This is a genomic window from Nocardioides furvisabuli, from assembly GCF_021083185.1.
In the GTDB taxonomy this organism is placed as follows: Bacteria; Actinomycetota; Actinomycetes; order Propionibacteriales; family Nocardioidaceae; genus Nocardioides; species Nocardioides furvisabuli.
Map to the genome: position 1 here is coordinate 373,556 of NZ_JAIGQB010000004.1, position 14,076 is coordinate 387,631.

Annotated in this window: 10 protein-coding genes and 1 pseudogene; 4 read left to right on the top strand and 7 right to left on the bottom strand. The window is 65.3% G+C overall.

Translation table 11 applies throughout. From position 1 onward, the window contains the following. The first annotated feature begins 70 nt into the window (after positions 1-70). The gene (locus tag K4G59_RS10935) at positions 71-604 is read left to right on the top strand and encodes a hypothetical protein (RefSeq protein WP_231251040.1); all 534 of its coding nucleotides are present in this window, start codon (positions 71-73) and stop codon (positions 602-604) included. Positions 605-767: 163 nt separating this feature from the next. Here K4G59_RS10935 and K4G59_RS20500 read toward each other — a convergent pair whose 3' ends face one another. The 4 genes and pseudogenes from K4G59_RS20500 to K4G59_RS10950 form a co-directional block, all read right to left on the bottom strand. Continuing rightward, on the bottom strand, positions 768-1,964 hold the full coding sequence (locus K4G59_RS20500) for a restriction endonuclease (RefSeq protein WP_231251042.1): 1,197 nt from the start codon (positions 1,962-1,964) through the stop codon (positions 768-770). A 74-nt stretch (positions 1,965-2,038) separates the two neighbouring features. Next, positions 2,039-2,650, bottom strand: a complete 612-nt coding sequence (locus tag K4G59_RS10945) for a thermonuclease family protein (RefSeq protein WP_231251043.1) — start codon at positions 2,648-2,650, stop codon at positions 2,039-2,041. 51 nt (positions 2,651-2,701) lie between these two features. Next, positions 2,702-2,839, bottom strand: a pseudogene (locus K4G59_RS20660) (PASTA domain-containing protein); the annotation flags it as partial. Between the two features lie 208 nt (positions 2,840-3,047). Continuing rightward, positions 3,048-4,859, bottom strand: a complete 1,812-nt coding sequence (locus K4G59_RS10950) for a DUF262 domain-containing protein (RefSeq protein WP_231251045.1) — start codon at positions 4,857-4,859, stop codon at positions 3,048-3,050. Between the two features lie 553 nt (positions 4,860-5,412). On the opposite strand from K4G59_RS10950, the gene K4G59_RS10955 reads away from it, so the two are divergent. Further along, positions 5,413-6,120, top strand: coding sequence for a hypothetical protein (locus K4G59_RS10955; RefSeq protein ID WP_231251047.1), 708 nt, complete (start codon positions 5,413-5,415; stop codon positions 6,118-6,120). Between the two features lie 410 nt (positions 6,121-6,530). On the opposite strand, the gene K4G59_RS10960 is transcribed toward K4G59_RS10955, so the two are convergent. Both K4G59_RS10960 and K4G59_RS10965 read right to left on the bottom strand, forming a co-directional pair. Then, positions 6,531-8,024 carry a hypothetical protein gene (locus K4G59_RS10960; protein ID WP_231251048.1) on the bottom strand — a complete coding sequence of 498 codons (1,494 nt, stop codon included), beginning with the start codon at positions 8,022-8,024 and terminating at the stop codon, positions 6,531-6,533. Continuing rightward, the gene (locus K4G59_RS10965; protein WP_231251049.1) at positions 8,021-8,947 is read right to left on the bottom strand and encodes a site-specific integrase; all 927 of its coding nucleotides are present in this window, start codon (positions 8,945-8,947) and stop codon (positions 8,021-8,023) included. Before K4G59_RS10965 ends, K4G59_RS10960 begins: the two co-directional genes overlap by 4 nt. Before the next feature lie 500 nt (positions 8,948-9,447). On the opposite strand from K4G59_RS10965, the gene K4G59_RS10970 reads away from it, so the two are divergent. Together K4G59_RS10970 and K4G59_RS10975 are read left to right on the top strand one after the other, a co-directional pair. Further along, complete coding sequence (locus K4G59_RS10970; protein WP_231251051.1) at positions 9,448-11,106, top strand: hypothetical protein; 1,659 nt, start codon at positions 9,448-9,450, stop codon at positions 11,104-11,106. Between the two features lie 816 nt (positions 11,107-11,922). After that, the gene (locus K4G59_RS10975; protein ID WP_231251052.1) at positions 11,923-12,918 is read left to right on the top strand and encodes a hypothetical protein; all 996 of its coding nucleotides are present in this window, start codon (positions 11,923-11,925) and stop codon (positions 12,916-12,918) included. A gap of 108 nt (positions 12,919-13,026) precedes the next feature. Here K4G59_RS10975 and K4G59_RS10980 read toward each other — a convergent pair whose 3' ends face one another. Continuing rightward, positions 13,027-14,070 (bottom strand): ImmA/IrrE family metallo-endopeptidase, encoded by a 1,044-nt coding sequence (locus tag K4G59_RS10980; protein WP_231251054.1) that lies wholly within the window; start codon positions 14,068-14,070, stop codon positions 13,027-13,029. Positions 14,071-14,076: the final 6 nt, after the last annotated feature.

Here is a 14,076-nt window from a genome sequence, read left to right on the forward strand (position 1 = left end):
TTCAGCCACTGCATCCGCGACCCAGCATCACTCCCATAACGCGGCGCAGTACGAACTACGGGAAGAAACCTTGAAGAAGCGCGGCCCAGGCCCATTGACATCAGCGCTTGTGCAGCGCGCACAAGCGGGACCCCCAGCCAATGAGTGGTTCCTCGACACCGAGTACGAACGGGACCACTCATGGCCTTACGGAGACTTCTCGGCCACCGACGTGCGCGTGATGCCGTCTGGCTTCACGTTCCACATCTCATGGACGTGGCGTCAAGACACAGAAGTTGGTACGGCAACCGCAACCTTCACCCGAACTCGTGACGCCCATGATGCAGGTGCACTAGCCATGCAAAACATGGCGCGCGATCGCGCCTCGGGCATCTACACGCAATACATCAACCCCCAGTTCGTCCCCGACGACCCGAACGACCGCTACTACGCCTACTACGTCCTGCTGCATCCGGCCGCGCTCTGGAAGGTCGAAGCGTCGACCTGCACAGTTGAAACGCAGCCACTAGCGAACGCAGAGAATGCGACGCGGCTCCACACGTTGCTCCCCAGTTGGCGTCGTCGCGGACCCACTCCGGGCTCCACGCAGTCCGATGCACCATGAGGTGCCGCGCCAATTGCGAAGCGTCGCCACGACGGCTCGCACCGGAATAAGCAGCGCCGGGCCAGGAGGGACACCGTGCCTCCGCGCTGCCCACTTTCTCGGGCGGTTCGCCAAAAAGCGAACGCGGCTTATCGGCGGGTGCCCAACGAGGCAACTCGCACTCTTACACGTCTGCACCGTGGGTGATCAAGTGCTCGGCAGTGGCATTGGCGGCCAAGAGGCTGCCGTCGAACTCAAACTCGAACAGAGCAATCTCGGCTCGGTCAGCCCAGGCAAGGGCCTGCGAGGTGTATCCCGCGAGGGAGAAGAAGGCGGCTGCGCTTCGTTCGACGGTCGCGACACCGAAGAGGGCTTGCAGTCGATCGCGGCTCGTTGGCAGCGCCTCCATCTTTACCTGCGCGACGATTCCAACACCCTTGACGTCGATGCCGCCGTCGGCTCCTGTCGGAGTGCGCACGACGTGCTGGAATCCCAGCGCGGCAAGAACTTCGGCGGCATATGCCTCCGCGGCTTCGTGTCCCTTGATCATCCGCGGCGGTGGCAACTCGATCGTGCGGGGACCTGCAGGTTCACCTGCGCGTGCCTGGGCCGCCAGGGCCGCTTCGCCGTCGAGCCACGCCAGTGCAGCGTCCAGTTCATCCGGACGGACTGCGGTGGCGGCTTCGAGGGTTTGAGGAGTGTGTATGAGTGCCAACGGGTGAAGGAAGTGCTGCGCCTCCGGCGGGGCAAGCGTGGACAGGGTGTCCAGGGCAGCAGCCGTCGCCAGGAGGCGACACACCGATACGGCGGTCGTCAACCCATCCCATCTGGGGATCACCTCCGACAAGCGTTGCGTAAACGCGAACGCGCTGTGCCCAGTGACGTTGCGGTCTTCCACGCTCCACGACAGCCGGGACAGCGTCCACAAGTGAGAACCCGGGCCCGAGTACTCGCGCGGTATGCCGAGGAGGCTCACAGCGCCATAGGGCGTCGTAAGGTCACCAGCCCCGAGGTCTGGGAGATCGATGCCCCACGCTGCACTCAACTGGTCACTGGTAGTCGATCTGCGGAAGTAGCCACCGAGGAACACCATGGATTCGGCCCAATCGCGTGCCGAAATGTCAGGCTCGATACCCAGTCGTTCCGCCTTGGCGCTGACGGCTTCGATACGCCGGGCGGCCGCGGTCGCACGCCCGAGATCAATGTCCGAGCGCCACTCTTCATAATGCGCCGGGACGTCGTGGAGCAGGTCGTTCAGCGTGTCGACGCCTCCGCGTTCGTCCAACGCGAGGCGCATTGAAAACGGATCCCCCGGCGTCCCCGTGTGGCCGAATGCGTCTTCAAGCGACTGGAGTAGGAGGTCACCAACTGCGCTCGTCACCCCCGCAGGGTAGGCCTGCTCTCACGCATACGTCAGCGCATCGGCCCACTTCGTCCGTTGCAGCGACCGCCTGGTCACCCTTCATTGAGTTGGCGCTCGTACTCGCGGCCAGATTGCCTTGCTTCTGCTTCGGTGACGAAGGAGTCCCAGGCCCGCAGATAAGGGCGCTCGGAGTTCACGCCGTTGCTGCAGAGCACGTCGTTGTGCCAATCGCCGTCGTAGGTCGGCGCGTAGTAGCACACCCATCGTGGGGTTGGCGCCGGTGTGGACGGGACCGGGTACGGCTCAGGGGTTGACGGCGGTTTGGACGGGGGCGGGTACCGCTCAGGGGTTGGTCGACAGGTGAACTTCTTTGCTTCTTTCGATGCCTCGGCGTACACGGCGCGTGACGGGTGGGAGGCGTATCGGTCAAACCAACTGTCGGGTGGTGTCGCCAGGCCTCTTCGCATCAACTGGTACCCCACGTCATTGATGACCGGGGTCCCGATGTAGACCAGCAGGCGCCCGTGGTCGTCGCGATCCTCGACTTCGGTCGGGTTCTCGACCAATACCGGCGCGTTCATGACGGTGCTGACCAAGTACTTCTTCGCCTCTGCGGCTCCACAATCGCCATCCTTCGGCGTGGATACGCCGATCAGTCGGACGCGATCGCCGGTGCTGAGGTCCAGCGTAGAACCGTTGCGCACGCGAGTAACTGTGATGCGAGACAAGGTCAGACCTACCCTGTCCCAGGAAGTGGGTTGTCCTGGCGCTGGGTCGGTCGCAATGACCCTTGCCGCGCCGTATGCGTTTTTGTAGTTGTTCTGAGTTTCGATCTCATTCCGGGCCAAGACCGTGAGCGCTCGTTCAAGTCGCATGCCAGTGACATCGGGCATCACAGGCGACTCGGGGTCATCGCATCCGTTCACCCCGTAGATGCCTATGGTCAGCAAGGTGGCGACCGCAACCCGCTTCGCAAGCCTCCGGGTTCCCCGCACGGCGTGAGCGTAGGGCTCGCGGCTGGATTGCGTTGAGGGATCGGAAAATGTCGTAACGGACCGGTGCTAGCCGCGGTGGAGGTGGCGGGCGCATCGTGTCATGCGGTCACTCGGCTATGACGGGGGCGCTCTTCGTCTCGGCTTGGGCGTGCTGCTGTGGCTCTCCCGACGCCACGGTTGGCGAGCCGAGGACGGAAGCAATGCGCGCCGCCAAGGCCTTCTTGCGGTCATCGAAGAAGTCGTCGAACTCCTCGGCTGCGGAGGGCATCCACGGGACGGCGTGTCGTTCCAGGTGGGCGCTGCGGCCATCTTCGGAGTAGTTGCTGGTTACCCAACTGAGGGGGTCGGTTGCGGATTTGGCGATGTTTTCCGGGCCTTCGAGCAACTGCAGGTTGGGTAGCCGATCGCGCTGGTCCTGCATCGCGGCGATGGCGTCCGTGTCGAACCCGAGGGCCTTCAGTTTGGGGGTGTGGAGCATGGCGCGGGGGAAGATGTGGTCTACGTGGTGCACGTTGCGGGTGTTCACATGCGGGAAGAGGATCGCGAGGACGGCGAATGTGCGGTTGCGCCCGTATTTCAGGTTGAGGAGGTCCTCTACCTCTTCGTCGCCGAGGACGAGGGACTTGCCTCGTGCGGCCATGCTGGATTCGATCTGTTTGATCGGGAACCCGTCGGCGCCGTGCTTGTCGATGACGTCGCGGAGGTCTCGTAGCAGTGAGTCGAGGCCCGAACCCCACACTCCTGCCTTGATGAGGCTGCGCAAGGTCCAGGACCGTACGAGGGCGCGGTCTGCTGCGTGCTTGGGTTGATCGCGGTACGAGTCGCCCAAGCCACGGCTGTGCACGTAGTAGGCGAGGGGAATCAGGACGCTGTCGGCTGTCAGGGTGGCGTCGGAGAGGCCGAAGTCGGCGAGCAGGTTCACCGCGGTGGTGAGCGCGGCGGTGATGTCATCCCACTGCTTTTGCAGCGCCGTCATGTTCGCGGCGTTGAAGTTCTTGACCTTGAAGCCGATGTCGGTGACACCGGCGAGAACCAGTCCGGCCTTGAGTACGGCGTCCTTGGAGAAGTTGAATCCGGCGCCGGTGGCGTTGAGGGAGTCGACGATGCTGTGGATCTCCTGGCGGGCGTCGCGGTCGGTCCACTGGGCGGTGGCGATGGAGAGTAGGAGGTCGCTGTAGGAGAGCGTTGTGCCGCCGGAGTTCACTCTGATGAAGATGTCGAGGACTCGTTCGACGTCCTGGTTCTCTTCGTCGTAGAAGTACAGGGTCCCCTCGGAGTGGATTGCCTGCCAGAGTTTGACGACCATCTGTCCGGCCTCAGGGCTGGTGCCGACTCCCTGTTTGGCGATTTCGCCGACCAGTTCGTGTATGTCCAGTTCGTAGCCGAGGTGCACGGGGAACCAGTGCACTTCGGGGTCGGTGTCGTATGAGGCACGTTGGGCGTCGGAGAGGAGCCGAAAGTCGTAGATGCGGCCGTCTTCGTTCTCGTCTGCAGGCTTGAGCACGTTGAGGTAGAGCCGTCGCACCGGGTAGGACCATGCCTTGTGACGCCAGGCGCCTGGGGTGCGGTCGGCGTAGGAACCGCGGAGGCCGATGTTGAGTGCGGTCAGGCGTTGTTGCCCGTCGAGGATCGCGCGGACCGGTTTGTCGGTCGCTAGGTCGAGGACCGTGCAGTGTGGGTTGGTCCACTCGTGGTACTCGCGCATGAAGTCGTAGAACTTGAACTGCTTGGCCGTCTCCGCGTCGACCGTCCACGACAGGAAAGAGCCAATGGGGTAACCGCGCATAAGGCTGTCGAACAACGTCTCGATCTGCCGATCCTTCCAGACAAACTCACGCTGAATAGCCGGGAGCACGAGTTCGCGACTCTGGATCTTCTTCAAGGTCGTGCCGATGCTGATCGGAAGTTGATAGCCCACTGTGTCCCCCTGCTGGCGTTCTGCTTCAGCCGAACGCAATCCGTATCGAGCCTTCGTCTGGACGTTATCCCGACTCCTCGCCACGCGGCCACGGTTGAGCACAACTCGGCGGGGACCAGCGCTGACGCTTTCGCCGGTGAACCGGGGCCGATTGCCGCGTGGCGGTCTCACGGCAGGCGAGGTCATGGCAGGTGGTCCGATGACACGCCGAACTGTTGGTGGCTTGGCGTGCACGTGAGATGCGCTCCTCTATTGAGTCTGCCTTGATCCGTTCATCTGGCGCTGGCCATGCGGGTCGCAAGACTGGTGGCACGGGCCCCTCTGTGTACGCACCGCAGATGCCTTCGCGAAGGGTGGCGTGCGAGGGCGGTTGCCCGGGCTATTAGGCCGCCCGGATCTGGAACCTGGAGCCACATCCGACCGATGCTGGCGCACCTAGGTCGTCCGGTCGGTTGCCACGGTGGTAACACCCACGTTCCGTCATGCCGATCAGGTCTGTGCCCGGGCAAACCGTCCGAGGCGCCTACCACTCCCCGTCCGAAAGGGACCACACATGTACGGGCTCACCGAAGACTGCAAGTACGACACCATGATGGAGTCACAGAACGGATGGCCAGACCTCATCGTTCCCGGCCCCATGTGGCTCACCGCCCTCGCTGCGGCCTTCCCGCACGAGGCATTCAAGACCAGCCACACGTGGGGAGTTCAGGGCTGGGAGTCAGTTGTTCGTTACTGCGTCAGCGACGAGGGCGAAGAGATGGCCGCCCTGGCCGTCGTGTTGCACGATGCGGTCGTGTGCTGGAAGCCCTTCGACAGCATCGAGGAGGCCGTCGGGGCAGTTCAGCACGCCCACATGTTCGCCGCGCACGCGGTCAGCCGGACGTTCGCCGCCTATGTCGACTCGATGACCTGCCCAGACCGCGTGGAGGACAAGGACTGGCAAGAGGGGTTCCGAACCGCTCGCTGGCGCTTCCAGGCGCTGACCGGAATGCACATCGGGTTCATGAACGCGTTGTGCGAACTGATGGTGTCCTACACCCAACTGATGTTCCTCTGCCGGGCGCGGCCCGTGCTCCGCGACGCCTTCGTCCAGGCGTTGGTCGTCCCTGAAGCGTTCGATATGGACCAACCTGACTGGATGTGGCAGGCAGGATTCTGGGCGGAGGCGGCAACTCGCGAGGAGCGGTCGAGGTTGTACGGCACGCGGCGGCGCGTGGATCTCACCGACCCTGGACTGCACCGTGAGGCCTCACTTTGGTAGGCGATGGGGCCCCCGGGCGCGGGCCGCGTCCCTCGGAGTGGAGGCTAGCCTGCGTGCTCGGTCCTACACCCGGCGGAGATGCCGCTCGCTGGAACGTCGTGGCCGTCGGGGCGTCAAAGTGACATCGACGGTCAGGAGTCTGTCGGTCTGGGTGTAACCCCTCGCGTCTGTCGGCCGCCACTCGGGCAGGCGCACGACAACGGTGACCTGGCCTTCGGGAGGCCGCCCCATGATCCGCGCCTGATGTTTTCGCCGAAGTCGTCGGCTCCTGGCGATTTCTTGAAGCGAACGATCCCCTGCAGCCCCCAGGTTGAGCACGGAGACGCTACGGCCTCTCTCGACGAGGCCGCGACACCATGCGTCTCCGACGGCCATCCCAGCGACGCCGAGCCCCCTAGCGGCGAGAGAACTCATGTGCCGTGCACGGTCCTCAGCATCGCCCCTTCAGTGTGACTCCCCTTCGCCTGCGCCGCCACTCGCCCGGCCTGGTCTGCCATCGCGTTGCTGTACCAGGCGTAGCAGTAGTACTCCAGCAGCCCGCGACGCCACCCCAGCGCCATGGCGCGCTCTGTGATGAGGGTGCGTTTGAAGCCACTGTGCGCTGACTCGGCGTCGCTGCGAAGGCCACGTAGGCGCGGGGTGTCGGGGTCCCCATCGGGGAAGGCCCGGAGTGCCTCGGGGCGGCTGTCGCCCGGTCCGCGGGAGTGTGGTGTGAGCCAAGTGTCGAAGTCTCCGTGGACGCAGGCGACTCGGTAGCCGATGTTGAAGTGGAACTGCCCATGGCTGCGCCGGGCACGCTTGATCGCTCCTCGGGCCGGGTAGGACACCACGACTGGATCCCCGGTCTCGTCGAGGTCGAGTTGAGCGACCGCGCCGTTGATGGCGGCGAGGGTGTGGTGGCATTCGCCGTTGATCGTTACGTGAGTGACCACTCCTAGAGGCATGCTCCGGACCCGGCGACCGTCGCTGGTGCGCACCAGGGTGGTGGTGGCGAGTTCTTCGTCGCTGAAGGTGGGTTGCTTGGCGATCGCGAGGTAGCCGAAGTCCCGCATGATCTCGTCGAGGTGGATTCCGCGGAAGGCTCCGTCATAGATAACGATCTGGATGGCCTGGCCGGCGACTCGGTGAATGTCACGCAACAGCGCGACAGCGGTCGCGGCTTCTCCGCCGGGATGGTCGATGTGTCCGAGGTGGAGCATCACGCGCCCGTACGGTCGCTTGGCGCGGGTGTGCCAGGCCACGTAGCCGTGGCCGAGGGCGGGCCCGGCGTGGCCTTCATGGCGGGCGATGTCCGCGTCGTAGCGATGTGGCGGAGCCTCTTGAGGTTCCTTCGTGTGAGGGTTGATGAACCAGGTCGTCTCCGCGCCGTCGTCGCCGGTGATCTTCACGGTCTCTGGTGGGCGGTAGATCGGTCGGACGATCGTGCCGTCACCGTAGATGGCGCGTTCGGCGCCCGGATGGGTGAGGCTCGACGGACCGCGAGGGGTGAGGAGATCGAGCCTCTGCGCCAGGTCGACGGCTCGTGGCAGGTGCAGCCGTGCGATGTGAGCGAGGCCTTCCTCGGTGGCCAGGTGGTCGTCGCGCAGGCGGCGCCAGTGATGCCAGGCAGGTGGGTGGAGTCCAGGCTCTGGCAGATCCAAGCCTTCGCGTTCGAGGGTGTTCACCATCAGGCCGCGGATCAGCCGCCACGTGTCGGGGTCCATGAGGTCGGTTTCGACGCGGATGGTGGAGCGCATGATGCGGGCCAGTGTGGCGAAAATGAGCAGCACGTATGCGGGATGAGCAGGTGGGCGGCCAACTGCGCTCTCCGGCTGAAGTTCGCCGCCGATCTCGTAGATGGCACGGTGCGACAAGACGGCACGGATGCGTGGGAGGGTCCCGGCGTAGCGGCGTTGTGGGCTCATCGCTGGCTCCGCCATTCCAGCGCGATGTCTTCGGCAGCCGAGTCGAGCGATCGGGCCCCGAGACGGACCGCGACGCGGTCGAGCGGCATTCCTGCGTCGTACAGGCGGCGGGCGGCCCAGTTACGGACGCTGGCGGGTCGCACGTCTGGTTCGTGGTTGAGACCGGCGTCCGCGAGTACTGCAGAGATGGCGTTGCAGACGGCGGCTTGAGCCACGTGCTGGCCCGGTGCTCCGTTGCCGCGGTAGGTGAGCAGGGTTGCGCTGTTGAGCCGACGCTCGCGTAGGAGCGCGACTTGGCGCTTGATGACGGCGTTGCCCCACTCTGTGAGTTCACCGACCCGTGCGTCGACGCGGCGCGTGCCAGGGAGGTCGACGTAGCGCGGCTCCGCGGGGTCATCCAGGTCGCAGATGCGGATCGTGGACACCTCGCTGGTGACCGCGGTGGCTTCGGCTAGTGACCAGGCAACGGCACGTTGTAGGGAGGCGCTGCCCGCGTTGCCAAGACGGGTCGCGGTACGACCCAAGGTGATCTCGGCATCGGTCAGTGGTCGGGCGGCCCGACTGGTGCGCGGGGGGAGGTCGAGGTCGAGGGTAGGGTCATGCACCGGAATGTTGAGGTCCCGCCAGGAGCGAAACAGCATTCGTAGCGCGACCCTGCGTGCATGGCGTGTCGAGAGTTCCGGTGGTCGACCCTCGCGCGTCATGGCATCGAGGAAGCCCTGACAGTGCGTTGGGGTGATGTCTGCTGCTGTGGCAACGTTCTGGGCGCTCAACCGGCGGGCGAACCGCAGGACGGTTTCCTCGCTTCGGAGCAAGGTCTGATCGGTGAAGTCGCCGCTGTCTCGCCAGGCGCCGATGGCGTCCTCGACCTGCGAGAGCAGGTCTCCGGGCGGGACGTTCTCTGACGCTTTGGGCACCGTCATACCGCGACGGTAAGACCGATCTGTCGGCCGTCGCTAGGTCCGCACCAGAGCCGGAACGGGCGACCTTCATGCTCGGAACGCCAGCCGGAGAGCCGCTGTATAGCGGGCATTTACGGTGTCGGAGAGTCGCCGACCATTCGCCACCGTCGGGCCCTAGGTCGCTGCGCATGTAGAGACGCTGAAGGGTCCGGCGCGGACGTCGTCGCATCCCTGCGGCTGGTGGCCCTGATCGAGGTCGTTGCCCTAGGGCCGCGCGCTCAAGAGGACCACAGCGGAGGCGGGGAGGCCCGCGGATAGGGCACCTTGGATTCCCACGACAGCGGGTAGGGAACCGGGTCGCGGCGCCTACGCGTCGATGGGCAGTTCCGTCGGCTCAAGATGCGGCAGGACCGGCCCGCGAATGCCGACCACGGCGACCAGCCACTCCGAGGGCCTTCTGGGGCCCGCATCGGCCGCGATCGTGCCGATACCCAGCCTGTCGTTGGGAGCGAGGAGGGTCCTTGCTGGCGGCACCTGCCATGTCAAAGCGAACGACCAAAGCCCATTCCGCCAAGAGCGCGACCGGCGCAGCCAACGCCCGTCGTCACCCCGTCGGCAGCCGCTGGCAGCGAATGGAGGCGGTCTTCACCTACCCGGGGTTGTACGACTTTCAAGACTTGCTCCCTGGAACGCTTCATGTCGATGAGGCACCCGCCCTTCGGCCCGGCAAGCCCGGGCGGACATCTTCCTATCCGGACCTGCTCCTCTTCGCGCTCGTCATCTGCTCACGCATCTGCACGAGCCAGCGCGCCCTCGCCGCCGAACTCGGGAGGCCGGGCACATGGGAGGAAGTGTGCGATCTCTACCGCGAGGGACTGGGCCTGGACATCGACCTTCCCGCGGCGCCACCCTCAGAGGACACCATGGACCGGTTCGTGTGGCGTTTGGCTGACGACCATCCGGCCAGCAGGCTGCGCTGGGCCGCGATCCAGGACCGCCTCACGCAGGTCGGGTACGGGACCGCCCGCTTCCTCGGCAACTTCTCCGACGACCACGCCCCCGTGGACTGGACCACCCCCGACTATCACCACCTCGTCTTTGGAGATGGCACCTTCATCGACCCCATGAGCGACGTTCTGCTCCAGATGGACCCAATCACCGGAGAGAAGGTGCCTATCGGCAGCACCGCCGCCGACCCTTGCCGGGCGCGCTTTCAAGAGCAGTTCACCGACCCCGAGCCTGACGACAAGACCGCGCGAGGCATCAACCACGTCACGTTGTCCACATGGACGGATTACGGCTGGATCGTCTTGGGGACCGCCCACGCGACGGGCGGTGAGATTCATCCGACCATGGACCTCCTGGACCGGCTGTTGGATCTGGCGAAGTACACCGTTCACACGGTCGTGTGGGACCGCGTGCTCACCGGATGGGCCATCCAAGACCTCATGGCCACTCGCAGAGTGATGGTGATCAACAAGCCGGTGGCCCGAGATGGATTCGCCCCGTTCTTCGTCGACGGGCAGGCCTTCAAGCCGTGGCGGATAGGGAAGCGAATCGCCGTCGAGCGATTCGAAACCGGGCAGTCGCTCCCGCTGGGAACCTGCATCTACCGGACCACAAAGTCGCACGAGCGAGTCAACAGCCAGTTCTATCCGCTCCCCCTGCCCGAAAGCCTCGCGACGTGCCCGGGCCAACACCATCTCTGGGTCGATGATGGAGCACTGTTCGATTGCTTCCTCAGCGACGACGGCGTCTGGTGGAAGCGACCGCAGGCCGCGACGGCCATCGAGGCCAAGCCGCGACCCGGCCCTAACGACCTTTGGTCGCTGCCAATCACCTGGCACCTCGCCTGCTCGCATGCTGCCGAAAGCCGTCATGAGTTCACGACACACTGGCAGCCCGCAGCAGGCCGCACAGGGCGTGCCAGCAAGGGCATCAGCAAGGCACTGCGAGAACTACGTCCGGTGCCCCGGTACGCAGTGGAGACATTCGGCCCCATCCATGGGCTTCGCAGCATCACAGAGAGTTTCAACCAGTGGTTCCAGAAGACCCTGGGCCAGCACAAGCGCGCCATGCGCGGCGACGCAGAAGGACAGGAAGTCGACCACCTTGCCGCTGCGATGCTCGCTAACTCGGTGACCTACTACCGCTACCTGCTCTGCACCGACGACGACTGAACCGGTTCACCGGTCCGTGCAGGCCTGGTACACCGCGGGGAGGCGTACGCGCGCGACAAGGCCGTTACGTAGCGAGACGCCAACAGCAGGCAATCGGACCGCGTTTGAGGCTTGGGCGGCGCGCCACCGAGCGGATCACCGCCGTGGTCCGACCGACCGACACGCGGGGGGTACCTCGCTGGACTCTGAGCCGTCTCACAGCCGGGCGACGGGATATGACGGGTTGCGCGACTCGGCCATGTCAGCGGCGCTCCCATGGCCGCTCTGATCGACCGGCTCGCCGTCTTAGTTGATGGTGACGAAGTGCTCGTTTGGCTAGTCGTCGAGGCGCCACAGGCCGCCTGCGATTGCCGTCTGGGGCTCGGTACCTTTGTCTGCCTTCTCAAGGACGTAGTCCTCAAACCGGGCCCCGACTGGCCGCCCACTTGCTCGGGCAGCGCTGACGTGCGAATGGTGTGACAGCGGCCGCGTCGGCGCCCAGCGCCAGGCTCAATCCTTCGACGAGGACCCCGGGGGCGGACCTGCACCCGTCTAGCCCGGTCGGCCAGAAAGTTCTGCGCCGGCCGGAACGCGGCCCGGCCCTGCACCTCTCGCTCCTGCCCGCCCCGGGGACTGCGTCATCGACGGCGTCCGATCTCCCCAACGGCCGTTTCGCGACCCGCGGGTCCCGCTTGTCTGCGCACACCTGCCCCTCGGTGGGCCAACTGCCCGGCACCGGGTCGCCGCAGGGTTCGGCCGCTCGCGGGGTGTGCCACCGGCCGCGGATCATGCCGATACCTCCTCCGCAACGTCCATACCGTCCAGAGGAGCACGACCATGAAGCCACGCACCACCCGCCGCCCGACGCTCGACCTGAGTCTGTCGGTTGACGAGGCCATCGAAGCGGCCGAGGCGCTGTGGGACACCTACGACCTGGCTGAAGACACCGGCATCGAGCGGTACATCGCCGAACTCGCTGATCAGTGCGACGCGGCAGACGTCGGCACTATCGGCGAACTTGGAGAGAAGGCCAGCGAGATCATCAAGGAGTGGGCGCACGTGACCTCGCTGACGGCCTACACCGACCGAGAGTCCGCCGTGCACATCAACACCGCCCGTCACACCATCCACGTGCTGCTGTTGAGCGCGGCGCTCCACCGCAGAGAGGACGCCGCAGTCCTGTTGGCGGGGCTGCCTTCGGTCGTCGGCCGGAGCACCAACAAACGACGCCACCTTGACGGGGTCGAAGTCCTGCTCCTTCGTCTCGAAGCCCTGCGTCGAGCACTCAAGGGTGGCGCGGGGGCTCGCAACGCCTCTCAATACGTCCTCGTCGAGGTCGGTGCAACTACCAGCGAGATCGAGCACGTCGCCCTGGCCGACTTCGACAACCATGAAAGGCCCCACACCATCGCGTTCTGCGGAAACGGGAATGACGTCGGCCCACGGACGCGACCACTCGCGCCATGGGCGACACATGTCATGTCGCTCACGCTCTCCGAGCACGTGAGGATGCACGGCGACGCCTCCGACAGGCCCATCGCGTACTACACAGACGGCGCGAGCAACAACCCGCAGGCCGCCGCGGCAGTGTGCACGAACCTCGCGCGCGCCATGATCGACCTCGGCATCGGCAAGGGCCCCCACCGCCCAGAACCCCACAGCATCCTGCGCTGGCGACTCAAGGCAATCCGCGAGAGCCAGGGCATCGACGCCGCCGTCGAAGCGTCCGGACGACCCAGTGCAACTGCCCTCTACACGTTCCTCACCATGCAGGAACCCCGCAAGTCCGTCGCCAAGCGGAAGAAGCGCTTGGGGAGCATGCTCGGTCAGTGAAATCACCGCACCAGGACGTTAGGCAGGAGGCAGAGCAACCTCGAAACACGGCGCAAGCGTGCTTGAGCGTGCGGAGCAGAGCGCACATGAGGAGCGGCAGGGCGACGCTTACTCGCAGTCCTCGCATACCGTGGCGCCGGTGCGGGCGCGGGCAGTGGGGAGAGACATAAAGCACGCGCTGCAGTAGACCTCGCGCTGACATTCGCAGCCGTTGCAGCGGGGGCACCGCGGTTCGGTGCACTCGGGGCATGTCGAGTCCGCCTCACTGCGGGCAAAGGTATGCCCGCAGCCTTGGACACAGGTGTGGTACCACTCGGTGGGGTCGTCGCTTCCAGTGTTGATGCGGAGGTCTACAGCAAGGGGCGTGGCGACGACGTAGGCATAGCCCCCGCCGAGGGCAACGTCCAGCCGTACATGCGGATTCGTCTTGCCAGTTGCGTACAGAATGCCGATTCCGCCGTCCTTACGTGCCCGGCGGTCAGAGTTAAGCCGCGCTCGCTCGATCAAGTCGAGGACGCCAGGTTGGCTGATGCCGCGGCCTGGCGCGTAGGGCTCGCCGGTTGTCTGGGCGAACATCACACTTCCTGCGAGCGAGGTAATCATTACGAGCCGATGGCCGGGCTCTTCAAGCGAGCGCATGAGTACCGCGCTTGCCGAGGCCCGGGATCGTTCGACGAGATCGCGTAGAGAACTGCCAGTCACGCCAAGGCGGAAGGCTCCTTCGGCGTCGGCAGGCTCGATAAGGATGGCGGCGGCGAAGGCGCTGGCAATCCTCTCCTCAATCTCGCCGCCACTCTTTGCCAGGGCTGGCCGCACTTCGAAGCACCAGTCCTCATCCTGCGCGAGGAGGTGATGGGCGAGTTCATGCAGGAGCGTGAAGTCATCGCGGGCGTTGCCGAAATGGCGGTACCTGATGGTCGCGGTCACGGCGTCATAGATGCCATCAATCGGACACACAGACGAGCGGGCGGCAGTTGTCTGTTCGACCGTGAGCCCCTGGATGGCATGCAGGGCGACCAGCGGTGCGGCGCGCAACGTCGGCATTGCGGCCGGGTGATTGTCAGCGAGGCCTTCGCACAGGTGTTCCACTGCTCGACCGAGCACGGTGGGGCTTCGCCACTCGTCGTACGTGGCCCGTGGGAGTCCGGCCATGGTGTC